The following is an 11,600-nucleotide window of genomic DNA, read 5'->3' on the forward strand; positions in this document are numbered from 1 at the left end:
CGACCGGCACGGGGCACGGAACACCAGCCACGCCAAACGGCGCGGGGTGGCGGTCCGGGAACCCAAAAGCATGCCCGCACCACTCCTGGACGCACCGCACGACCGGCACGCCCGAAGGCCGACTCCACTCTTCCACACCAGCAACCCCCGCGCACCCGGCACATCCGGGGCAAGGGGGCACACACCGGCCACCAGACAGTGGCCTGAAATCTCCGTAGAAAGGAGGTGATCCAGCCGCACCTTCCGGTACGGCTACCTTGTTACGACTTAGTCCCAATCACGAGCCTCACCTTAGACGGCTCCATCCCACAAGGGGTTAGGCCACCGGCTTCGGGTGCTGCCCACTTTCATGACTTGACGGGCGGTGTGTACAAGGCCCGGGAACGCATTCACCGCGGCGTTGCTGATCCGCGATTACTAGCGACTCCGCCTTCACGGAGCCGGGTTGCAGGCTCCGATCCGAACTGAGACCGGTTTTCAGGGATCCGCTCCATGTCGCCATGTCGCATCCCGCTGTACCGGCCATTGTAGCATGCGTGAAGCCCTGGACGTAAGGGGCATGATGATCTGACGTCATCCCCACCTTCCTCCGAGTTAACCCCGGCGGTCCCCCGTGAGTTCCCACCATAACGTGCTGGCAACACGGGGCGAGGGTTGCGCTCGTTGCGGGACTTAACCCAACATCTCACGACACGAGCTGACGACGACCATGCACCACCTGTGAACCCGCCCCGAAGGGAAACGCCATCTCTGGCGTCGTCGGGAACATGTCAAGCCCAGGTAAGGTTCTTCGCGTTGCATCGAATTAATCCGCATGCTCCGCCGCTTGTGCGGGCCCCCGTCAATTTCTTTGAGTTTTAGCCTTGCGGCCGTACTCCCCAGGCGGGACGCTTAACGCGTTAGCTCCGACACGGAACACGTGGAACGTGCCCCACATCCAGCGTCCACCGTTTACGGCGTGGACTACCAGGGTATCTAATCCTGTTCGCTCCCCACGCTTTCGCTCCTCAGCGTCAGTGACGGCCCAGAGACCTGCCTTCGCCATCGGTGTTCTTCCCGATATCTACACATTCCACCGTTACACCGGGAATTCCAGTCTCCCCTACCGCACTCCAGCCCGCCCGTACCCGGCGCAGATCCACCGTTAAGCGATGGACTTTCACACCGGACGCGACGAGCCGCCTACGAGCCCTTTACGCCCAATAAATCCGGATAACGCTTGCGCCCTACGTATTACCGCGGCTGCTGGCACGTAGTTAGCCGGCGCTTATTCGAAAGGTACACTCACCCGAAGGCTTGCTCCCAAACAAAAGAGGTTTACAACCCGAAGGCCTCCATCCCTCACGCGGCGTCGCTGCATCAGGCTTGCGCCCATTGTGCAATATTCCCCACTGCTGCCTCCCGTAGGAGTCTGGGCCGTATCTCAGTCCCAATGTGGCCGGTCGCCCTCTCAGGCCGGCTACCCGTCGAAGCCTTGGTGAGCCGTTACCTCACCAACAAGCTGATAGGACGCGACCCCATCCCACGCCGATAGAATCTTTCCCACAATCACATGCGATCATGTGGAACATCCGGCATTACCACCCGTTTCCAGGAGCTATTCCGGAGCATGGGGCAGGTCGGTCACGCATTACTCACCCGTTCGCCACTCTCACCACCAAGCAAAGCCCGATGGATCCCGTTCGACTTGCATGTGTTAAGCACGCCGCCAGCGTTCATCCTGAGCCAGAATCGAACCCTCCACAAAAAAACGAAAGGGAACCATTGATGACCCCAAAAATTGACGCGACTTCTTAATAAGGAAAAGAAGTCCGCACGAAAAACCCCGGCCCCCATCAAGCGCCCTCGCGCACCCACGGGCAAACACCCGCAGGCGGGAACCGGACTGGCATAAAATCAACCAAAAAAGTAGTACAAACACACTCTTGAGTTCTCAAACCACCACACATCAACAAGCTTCGTTCTCAGGAGGAGAAGTCCGCCGTGCTGAGCAGCAAGAGATAAACATACACGGGATGGGCGAACAACGCAAACCGATGGGCGCAGGAAAGCTAGGAACCGTTGCAATGACGCGGTTCCTTCGGCGTGTCGCAAAAGCCTGTTTTTGGCCTTCTGATACCAGAATAGACCTCGAATACCGCTCCACACGGCACTACACTCACTGTATTTCGGCGTGTCGCGGATTGTTCACCGCCCATTCACCGCGTCCGCGTCGCCGCATGCCGGGTACAGCGCGTCCTAATGTTTCAGTATGAACGAACGAAACATCATCGAAACCCAACCGGAGCGCACGGATCTGCCGCTCATCGTGATTCCCGTGATCGTCGAATCAATGATCGAGCCGTTCGCCGCCAACTTCCCCCTGCTGCACGATATCGCCCGCATCCGCATGCACTGCGATTTCACGCTGGACACCGACACCATCCTCGAACGCACCAAGGATGCCGAAGCCGTCATCGTCATCGGCTTCCACATCACCGATGACATATTGGACGCGATGACCGTTCGGGGCCATGTCTCGTGCTTTGCGTTCGGCGGCACCGGCGTCGCCAGCTACATCAATCTTCCCGTCGCGCGCGAGCGTGGCATCCGCGTGTGCAACGTCGTGCATTACGGCGACCATGCCGTGGCCGAGCACGCATTCGCCCTGATCATGGAGCTCACCCGACAGGTCGGCCGGCTTGACGCGCAGGTGCGCCGCGGCGACTGGGGAGGCATCGACGGCATCGGGCTGCACGGCAAGAAGCTCGGTCTGGTCGGATTCGGCGGCATCGGCCGGACCGTCGCCCGCATCGCCAATGGTTTCGGCATGAAGACACTGGTATGGAACAGCCATGTGCACGGCATCGATGGGTTGGACATCACCCTCATTGACGATATGGATGAGGTGTTCGCGCAGTCGGATATCATCAGCCTGCATCTGCCGCTGCTCGACGGCACCGCAGGCATCATCACGTCTCGGCAGCTCGACCGGATGCGCCCCGGTTCGATGATCGTCAATACCGCCCGCGCAGAAATCATTGAACCGGGGGCGTTGACCCGCCGGCTTCAACGAGGCGACGTGCGTGCGGCCATCGACGTGTTCGACCATGAGCCGCTGCCGATGGACGACCCGCTGCGCTCCTTGGACAATGTCGTATTGACGCCGCATGTGGCATGGCGCGACGACGAGGCCTGCGTCAATCTGACCCGACAGGTGATCGACGCGGTGGCCTCGTATTTCACTGGCGGCGACTATAACGCCGTGCTGTAGCACCAGTCAGCTGTGGCGGCGCTTGCCGCGGCACCGCTACAGTGAGGCGGCTTCGATAAGACGAGCCGTATATTCGGACTTGGGATCGCCCAGAATGCTTGCAGTGGAGCCGACCTCCACCACATGACCGTCGTGCAGCACGAGAATACGGTCCGCTATATGCTGCACGACGCCCAGGTCGTGCGAAACCATGATCAGCGCCGTGGACGGCCTGGCCTGTCGGATCGCGGCGAACGTCTCCAGGATCTGCATGCGAGCCGGCACATCGATGGCGCTCATCGGCTCATCGGCGAGTATCACGTCCGGCTCGGTGATGATCGCGCGGGCGATGGCGACGCGCTGCGCCTGGCCGCCGGACAGATCCATTGGATATCGGTCGATGAACACGCCGGCATCCAATCCGACCCGTTCCAGCGCCGCGTGCACGTTCTCGCGAATGCCTGCGGGGTCGGGCCTGCTCCCCCGCCGTCGCAGGGACAACGGCTCGGCGACGATATCGCCGACCGTCCATCTGGGGTCCAGTGATCCGTAGGGATCCTGATATATCAGTCCGGAATCGTGGCGCAGCCGCCGCAGACCGGAGCCGCCACGCAGCACCGGCGTGCCGCGGTACTCCACAGTGCCGCCATCGGCGTTCTCCAACCCCAGCATGATGCGGGTCAACGTCGACTTGCCGGAGCCGGAGCCGCCGATCACAGCAAGGCACTCCCCCTCATATACGTCCACGTCCACGTCGAACAGCACCTGATGCGCGGCGGCGCGGCGGCCGAACGACTTGCAGATCGACCGCGCGCCCAATACGACGGCGGGCCTGTCGAGTTTCCGCTCGGAACCACTTGTTGACGGTTCCGTCATGGAGGGTGACGCGGCAACTTGGGATATACGGAAATCGCTCACGATGACTGCTCCTTATCCCCGGCATCCCCGGCATGCAATGTCAGTTCCCGGGCAGCCCCGACCAGCCGCCGCGTCCGCTCGTCGCGCGGCGAGGCGAGCACGTCGGCGGTGCGCCCTGACTCCACTATCCGCCCTTCGTCAAGCACATAGCAGTGTGTCGTCGCGTGGGCCAGCACGGCGAAATCATGGGTGATGAACAGCAGTGACGCGCCCATGTCATCGACCAGGGAGACCAGCAGGCGCACGATCTGCCGCTGGGTGATCGAATCAAGCGCGGTCGTCGGCTCGTCGGCGATGATGAAACGCGGAGAGGTAATCAGCGCAGTGGCGATGCCGACGCGCTGCTGCTGCCCGCCGGACAACTCGTGGGGGAATTTGCCGAGGACGTCGTCCGGCAGCCCGACCTTGCGGATCATCGCACGGACACGCTCCCGACGCTCGACGGCGGTCAGGTCATAATGGAGCCGCAGCGGTAGTCCGACCTGCTTCTCCACACTCATCACCGGATTGAGGGATGCGGCCGGATTCTGGAACACCATGCCGGCGTAACGGCCACGGATGTCGGCAAGACACCTGTCATCCGTACCGACCGTCTCCATGCCGCCCATCACTACCGAGCCGGACACCACGGCATGCGTCGGCAGCAGGCCGAGCATCGCCTTGGAAATCATCGACTTACCGGAGCCCGATGCCCCCACCAGGCCGACGCGCTGCGCGTCGGCGATATCCAAGTCGACGCCGCGCACGATGGGCGCACCGCCGATGGCAATGTTCAGGTCACGAACCGTCACGCTCATCGCGCACCTCGCAATCGGGGATTCGTCAATGGGTCGGCGGCGTCGCGCAGCGCGTCGCCGAACAGGTTCAACGCGACCACCACGAGCGTGACGATCAGCCCCGGCCACAGCACGGTCAGCGGGTACACGTTGATGAACTTCACGGACGTGGCCAGGGAGTGCCCCCAACTGGGCACGCCCGACGGCACGCCGATGCCAAGGTACGTCAGACCGCTTTCGGCCAACACCGCGGTGCCTGCCGACAGTGACAGCTGCACCGTCAGCACAGGCGAGATATTCGGCAGGATATGGCGCGCCAGCACGTTCAGTCCCGAAGCGCCGTTCGACAGCGCCGACTCGACATAGGACGAACGCGCGGCGAGCATCGCCTGAGGGCGGGACACGCGCGCCAGATTCAACCCGTATCCGAATCCGCACGCGATCACGATGACGGCCACGGACGGACCGAGCGGCACGGCGAGAATCAGCGCGATCAGCACCGTGGGAATGGATATCAGCGCGTCGACGACGACCACCGATACCGCCGAAAGCGCCGCGTGCCTGGACACCATCAACGCCACGATGGCCAGTCCGAACACCGCAGCGACAGCCACGGTCAGCACGACGATCAGCAGGTTGGTGCGGGAGCCGGCCAGCAACCAGCTGAACACGTCGGCACCGGTGCCGTCGGTTCCCAGCCAGTGGTCGCGCGACGGCTTCGCCCACACATGGTAGCCGTCGGTGCTCCACAGCGAATACGGGGTCCAGACCAGCGACACCGCGGATGATGCCAGCCATAGGCCGAGCACGATCAGCGAGAACTTGCCCGCGGCGTGGCCCCACATCGTACTCAGAACGACACGTGCGGCGCGCACGCCGCGGGCAGTGCGGGCACGGTCTTGCGCCGTCGTCGCGCTGTTCCCGGAAGACGGTTTTCCGGCTCCGGCTTGAGTCTTGGCATCGATCGGTCGCGTCATGCGTTCACCTCCGTGACATCGTCAGCCGACTTCAGCCGCGGGTCAAGCACCCGATGCAGCAGGTCGACCAGCAGGCCGATCAGCAGGAAAAAAGCCGCCAGCATGAACAGCTCGCTCTGCACGGCGATGAGATCACGGTTGCCGACATCGGTCACCAGACCGTTGCCGATGCCCGGCAGCGCGAACAGGTTCTCGATGACCATGACGCCGGTGACCATCTCCGCGAACGTCAGTCCGATGACGGAGACCAGTTGCGGCATGGCGAGGCGCAATCCCACGCGCAGCACCGCCTGCCGGTGGGTCATGCCACAGGACATGGCCATGTCGATGTAACCGGAGGATGCCAGTCCGCCCAATGCCGAGCGGGTGTACCGCATCAGCCCGGCCCCCACGATGATGCCCACCGAGCAGGCTGGCAACACCAGCGACATCAGCGCCGAACCGAAATCGGACCACCCGCCTTGGGGGAATCCCTGCGACGGAAACACGCCAATCAGTCCGGTTCCGCGCGAGAACAGCAGGATCAGCAGCAGACCGCCCCACAGCGCGGGCACGGCGCCGCCGATGATGGCGACCATGTGAAACATGCCGCGAGCGGCGCGGCTGCGGGCCAGTGTCGCCTCGCATCCCAGCGGAATGCCCAGCCCCATCGCGATAAGCAGCCCGAGGACGATCAGCGGGAACGTCACCGATGCCCGCTCGCCGACCTGGGCGCTGATGGAGCGGCCGGTCAGAATGGAGGTGCCGAAATCACCGTGCAGCAACGCGCCGATCCAGTCGGCGTATTGCGCGATCAGCGGCCGGTCCAGACCGAGTTGCGAGCGCAGCGCGGCGACCCGTTCCGGCGGGGAATTCAGCCCGGCCATCACCGAGGCCACGTCGCCGGGCAGCACGCGCAATGCCGCGAACACGATGATGGAGATGCCGAACAGCGCCGCCGCGAACAGCAGCAGACGGCGTATGACGAATCGCAAGTGGACTCCTTCCGGTGAGAGCGCCGCGCATCCCGTCACAGCCCCCGACCTCGACGGCCGGAATCGCCTGTGCCGGGATACGCGGCGATTTCAGCCGTCACTTGGTGTAGGCGACGTTGTACAGCGGCAACAGGGTCTGGTTGAGGTTGATCGGGAAGCCGGTGACGCCCTTCGCGTACGCGGTGGTGACGCGGTAGTTGAACAGCCAGTCGGCGGGGGCGTCTTCGGACACCTTGCGTGCGGCTTCGGCGAGCAGCTTGTCGCGGTCGTCGTCGTTCGTGGCGGCGACGGCCTTGGCGTACAGGGCCTGGACCTCCTTGTTGTCGTAGTTGTAGTAGTAGGTCGGGTCGGCCCACTGGTAGAAGTCGTGGCTTTCGTTGTGGTCAACGAGCGAGATGTCGTAATTCCTGTTTGTATACACATCCTGCAGCCACGTGGAGAATTCGACCACGTTGACCTTCAGGTCGATGCCGATCTTCTTGAGCTGGCTGCGCAGCTGGTCGCCGATCTCGGTGCCGTATATGTTCGCGTAGGTCAGGCTCAGCTGCAGCGGCTTCGATTCGGAGTATCCCGCCTCGGACATCAGCGACTTCGCCTTGTCAAGGTCGTACGGGTAGATGCCGGTCAGGTCCTCGTAGCCGGGGTCGAGGGAGGGGATCGGGCCGCCGAGGGCGGTGTCCGAACCGCCGCGCGAGGCGATGATCTCCTTATGGTTGATGGCGTAGCGAATCGCCTGGCGCACGCGCTTGTCGGAGGTCTTCGCTCCGGTGCCGTTGAACGCGAGCACGAATTTGTCGGTATCGTCGCCGGCCTTGACCACGTAATGGTCGCTGTCCTTGGTGAACGGTTCGGCCAGGTTCTCGCTGATCGGCGCGAGCACCTGCACATCGCCGGACTTGAGCGCGTTCACGGCCGCGTTGTCGTCGGTGAAATACCGCACGACGACCGTGTCGGTCTTCGCCTTGTTGGCGCCCCAGTAGTTGGGGTTCGCCTTGAGCGTTATGGACGAGTTGGTGACGAACTTCTCGACGGTGTACGGGCCGGAGCCGATCGCCTGGGTCTTCGCGTCGTATTTCGCGTCCTTGTCGAACACGAGTCCGGGACGGCCGGTCAGCACCCACAGCAGGTTCGCGTACGGCGCGCTGAGCTTGAGTTCGACGGTGTTCGGGTCGCTTGCTTTGACGGAGACGAAGTTGACCAGCGAATCGGCGTCATGGTACTGCTTCGTGACGAGCTCGTTGATGGACCATGCCACGTCGTCGGCGTCGAGCTTGTCTCCGTTCGAGAACGTCATGCCGTCGTTGAGATGGAACGTGTATGTGGTGCCGTCGTCGCTGACATCCCATGTCTTCGCGATGGCTGGTACGACCTGATTGTGCTCGTCGCGCGCCACGAGTCCCTCGTAGACGTTGCCGATGAGTACCTGGTCGATGGCCGATCCGGCGGTGTTGCGGATGTCGAGGTTGGTGGGCGCGAGTTTCAACCCGATGGTGACCGTATCGTTCGCCTTGGCGCCCGTCGTGTCGTTTTTGCGTCCTGCGAACGCTGCGATGCATCCCGCGACGACGGCGACGACCGCGATCACGGCGACGATGGCGACGATCCACCATGTAGCCCGCCGGTGCCCGGCGGCGTTCTTGGCGCGGCTCTCCAGCTGCGCGTCCATGCTGGCCGCGGCGCTCTCGTTCGTCGCAGCGGTTTCCTGTGTGTTCAGATCTTCGTTGTCGGTTGCGCCGGCGTCGCCGTGCGCACCATGGTTTTCAGTCATGATTCCTCTTCATTTGTATTGTGATACTGCGGCTGGCCGCCCTTGCGGGTCGTCCGCCACAGGACATTGTAGCGTCAGGTCGAACCTGACTCGCGCGGATGCCGCGCTGGCGTTCTATCATGGGTGGAGGCATCCGTTCATGATGCGCCCACGCATCACGATTCATAAGGGGATTCGCATGCTCGTAGCGGTCGACATCGGCAACACCAACATCGTTCTCGGCTTCCTGGACGGCGACGACATCATCGGCACCTACCGAATCACGACGAAATCGAACCACACGTCCGACGAGTACGGCCTGATGATCACGCAGTTCCTCGCGCTGAGCGGTCTGCGTCCCTCTGATATCGATGACGTGATCATCGCGTCCGTCGTGCCGAAGGTCATGCACTCGTTCCGTGCAAGCATCATCAAGTTCCTGAACATCAATCCCATGGTGGTCGGCCCCGGAATCAAAACCGGCATCAACATTCGCATCGACGACCCGAAGTCGCTGGGTTCGGACTGCCTCGCCGACTGTGTGGGCGCGTATTACACGTACGGCGGTCCGGTGCTGGTCGCCGATTTCGGCACCGCCACGACGTTCAACTACGTCAATGACGAGGGCGTGATCACCTGCGGCCTGATCACCACGGGCATCCGCACGGCCGCGGCAGCCTTGTGGGGCGAGACGGCCCAGCTGCCCGAGGTGGAAATCACCAAGCCGAAATCCATTCTCGCCACAGGCACGAAGACCGCGATGCAGGCCGGACTCTACTACAACTTCCTCGGCGGCATCGAACGCACGATCCGGCAGTTCCGCATGGAGCTGGACGAGCCGTTCACCGTCGTGGCGACCGGCGGCCTGGGCCGCGTGTTCAAGGATGACACGGAGCTGATCGACGTGTATGACCCCGATCTGATCTTCAAAGGTATGGCGCTGATCCACAGCCGCAACTCGCATCGCTGAATCGCGCGGGCAGGCAACGGGTTCGCGTGACCGGCTTCGGCATCGGCCACGCCGGCGCAGGTCATTTGATGGTGAAGCCCTGATTGACGCCGTACTCCTTGAGGTCGCGCTGCCATCCGGCGATGCCGCTCATCAGCGTGATCTTCTTGCCGGGTCGGTCCGGCAGTGTAATCGGACCGCCATCGTCATTGGTCAGTCCTGCGTCCTTGCGCGCCTTGGCCCGGTCGTATGCCTGCTTGGCCGCCGACCACGTGTATGCGTCTGCGGTGGCGCTGCGGAAGTCGCTGCGCGCGTACACTTCGAACGGCAGGTACTGGTATCCGACCGACACGGACTCCGCTGCCTCGGACAGCACCTCGTTGAACCGCTGCCCGCCGAAATACTCCACCTCGACGTGATGCTCGCTGGTGACGGTGGTCTTGTTGAGGAATTCGCCGCTGTTCAACGTCGCATTGTCGGCCGGGAAGGCGCCGCCATCGACGCGGGTCTTGATGCCGGATTTGTTGTGGCAGACATAATCCACGAAACGGAATGCCGCTTCAGGCTTGCGTGTGGTGTGCAGCACGCCCAGCGCGGAGCCGCCGTTCTCGGCATTGGTGACCGTGCCGTCCTGAGTCGGCATGCGCGTGACGCGCCACAGTCCCGATGTGCCCGGCACGTCGGCCAGCAGCAGCGACGGCATCCAAGCTCCGGCGAACACGGAGGCGACCGACCCGTCGCCCAGCGCACGTTTCCAATCCTCGGACCAGACTTTGAGATGGGTGTTGACCAGTCCCTCGTCGATCATGCGCTGCCAGAATTCGGTGAACGTCCTGGTTCCGGCGTCGCCCTTGAGATCGACGGTCACGGTCTTGCCGTCGGATGACGTATGGAAAGGCCGACCGCCCGCGAGCCATATCATCGCATTGTAGAAGCTGGCGTCACCGGCGTCTGCGGCGATGTACACGCCGATGCTTTTCAGCTTCTTCGCGGCCTCGTAATAATCATCCCATGTGGTGATCTTGGTCGCGTCGACACCGGCCTGGCGGAATGCGTCATCGTTGTAGAAGAACGCCATAGGCCCGGAATCCATGGGTAGCGCGTACGTGCGCTGCGCGAGCTGCACCGACGCCCAGGTGCCTGGGGTGAAGAACGAGCTGTAGCTGCCGACACGACCGGTGAGGTCCATCAGCTGGCCGCTCACCGCGTACTGCGGCAGGGCATAGTATTCGAGCTGCACCACGTCGGGCGTGCCGTACCCGTCCTGTATAGCGTTGTTGAGGTGGCCGTAGCCGCTGATGTTGTTCAGCTTCACGCGGACGTCTGGATTAGCCTTCTCGAAATCGGCGATCAGCGTCGTCATGCTGGGTTCCCACGACCAGACGGTGATGACGGTGCGTGTGTCCGGCTGCCCGCAGGAGGCGACCGCCAGCGTCATCGCACAGATCGTGAGCAACGCCGAGATACGCAGACGCAGCCGCCGCAACCGTGCCGATATCGTCATGTCATCTCCTTAGCGTGCTCGATGTATCGGGAAGAAATCGCTCATCGTAGAGTCTACACGCGCGCTGCAACAGGTGAAGATACGTGAAGGGATGACCGAAGGTCACCGTATTCCGGTCATTACCACGCCAGATTGTTTGACTGCGAAGGTTACTTGACGGTGTAGCCCTGATCCTTCGCGTAGTCCTTCAGAGCCTGTTCCCAAGCGGCGACGCCATCGCTCAGCTTCTGGTTGCCGGTGTAGGACTTGCCAAGGTAGTCGCCGAAGATACCGCGGGCCTTGACCTTCGGGTCGCCAGTCAGGTTGATGGTGACCGTCTCGCCTTCGGTGGAGAACGGCGTCGCACTGGCCAGCCAGGTCATCGAGTCGTAGAAGCCGGCGCCACCGGTGTCGGACGTGATGTAGTAGTTGTCGCCAAGGGTGTGAATCTTCTTGGCGTCCTGATAGAACTCGTCCCAGGTCTTGTCGCCCTGGCCGGTGTTCACCAGGTTGACATTGATGCCGGTCTCCTTTTTTGAAGTCC

9 protein-coding genes and 1 rRNA gene are annotated in these 11,600 nt (G+C 62.6%); 2 read left to right on the forward strand and 8 right to left on the reverse strand.

Annotated elements, in window-relative coordinates; genetic code table 11:
• Positions 1–218 precede the first annotated feature (218 nt).
• Positions 219–1,747, reverse strand: a 16S ribosomal RNA gene (locus MMB49_RS06965).
• Positions 1,748–2,251: 504 nt separating this feature from the next.
• Here MMB49_RS06965 and MMB49_RS06970 point away from each other — a divergent pair.
• Positions 2,252–3,253: a D-2-hydroxyacid dehydrogenase family protein gene (locus MMB49_RS06970; protein ID WP_013363730.1), complete on the forward strand. Its 1,002-nt coding sequence runs from the start codon at positions 2,252–2,254 to the stop codon at positions 3,251–3,253.
• A 36-nt stretch (positions 3,254–3,289) separates the two neighbouring features.
• Here the strand turns inward: MMB49_RS06970 and MMB49_RS06975 are convergent, their stop codons facing one another.
• From MMB49_RS06975 to MMB49_RS06995, 5 genes are all read right to left on the reverse strand, one after another.
• Positions 3,290–4,108 carry an ABC transporter ATP-binding protein gene (locus MMB49_RS06975; protein ID WP_185021806.1) on the reverse strand — a complete coding sequence of 273 codons (819 nt, stop codon included), beginning with the start codon at positions 4,106–4,108 and terminating at the stop codon, positions 3,290–3,292.
• Positions 4,109–4,146: 38 nt separating this feature from the next.
• On the reverse strand, positions 4,147–4,947 hold the full coding sequence (locus tag MMB49_RS06980) for an ABC transporter ATP-binding protein (protein WP_047270676.1): 801 nt from the start codon (positions 4,945–4,947) through the stop codon (positions 4,147–4,149).
• Positions 4,944–5,771, reverse strand: a complete 828-nt coding sequence (locus MMB49_RS06985; protein ID WP_229940964.1) for an ABC transporter permease — start codon at positions 5,769–5,771, stop codon at positions 4,944–4,946. Before MMB49_RS06985 ends, MMB49_RS06980 begins: the two co-directional genes overlap by 4 nt.
• A 128-nt stretch (positions 5,772–5,899) precedes the next feature.
• Complete coding sequence (locus MMB49_RS06990) at positions 5,900–6,877, reverse strand: ABC transporter permease (RefSeq protein ID WP_013363734.1); 978 nt, start codon at positions 6,875–6,877, stop codon at positions 5,900–5,902.
• A gap of 97 nt (positions 6,878–6,974) precedes the next feature.
• On the reverse strand, positions 6,975–8,645 hold the full coding sequence (locus MMB49_RS06995) for an ABC transporter substrate-binding protein (RefSeq protein WP_013363735.1): 1,671 nt from the start codon (positions 8,643–8,645) through the stop codon (positions 6,975–6,977).
• Positions 8,646–8,823: 178 nt separating this feature from the next.
• Between MMB49_RS06995 and MMB49_RS07000 the strand changes: the two genes are divergently transcribed.
• A complete protein-coding gene (locus MMB49_RS07000; RefSeq protein ID WP_047270926.1) occupies positions 8,824–9,594 on the forward strand; it encodes a type III pantothenate kinase in 771 nt (256 codons plus the stop codon).
• A 61-nt stretch (positions 9,595–9,655) separates the two neighbouring features.
• On the opposite strand, the gene MMB49_RS07005 is transcribed toward MMB49_RS07000, so the two are convergent.
• A complete protein-coding gene (locus tag MMB49_RS07005; protein ID WP_047270678.1) occupies positions 9,656–11,077 on the reverse strand; it encodes an ABC transporter substrate-binding protein in 1,422 nt (473 codons plus the stop codon).
• Positions 11,078–11,226: 149 nt separating this feature from the next.
• Positions 11,227–11,562: a sugar ABC transporter substrate-binding protein gene (locus tag MMB49_RS07010; protein WP_229940963.1), complete on the reverse strand. Its 336-nt coding sequence runs from the start codon at positions 11,560–11,562 to the stop codon at positions 11,227–11,229.
• Between the last annotated feature and the right edge of the window lie 38 nt (positions 11,563–11,600).

The organism is Bifidobacterium sp. SKU, from assembly GCF_026016405.1.
GTDB classification, from domain to species: Bacteria; Actinomycetota; Actinomycetes; order Actinomycetales; family Bifidobacteriaceae; genus Bifidobacterium; species Bifidobacterium bifidum.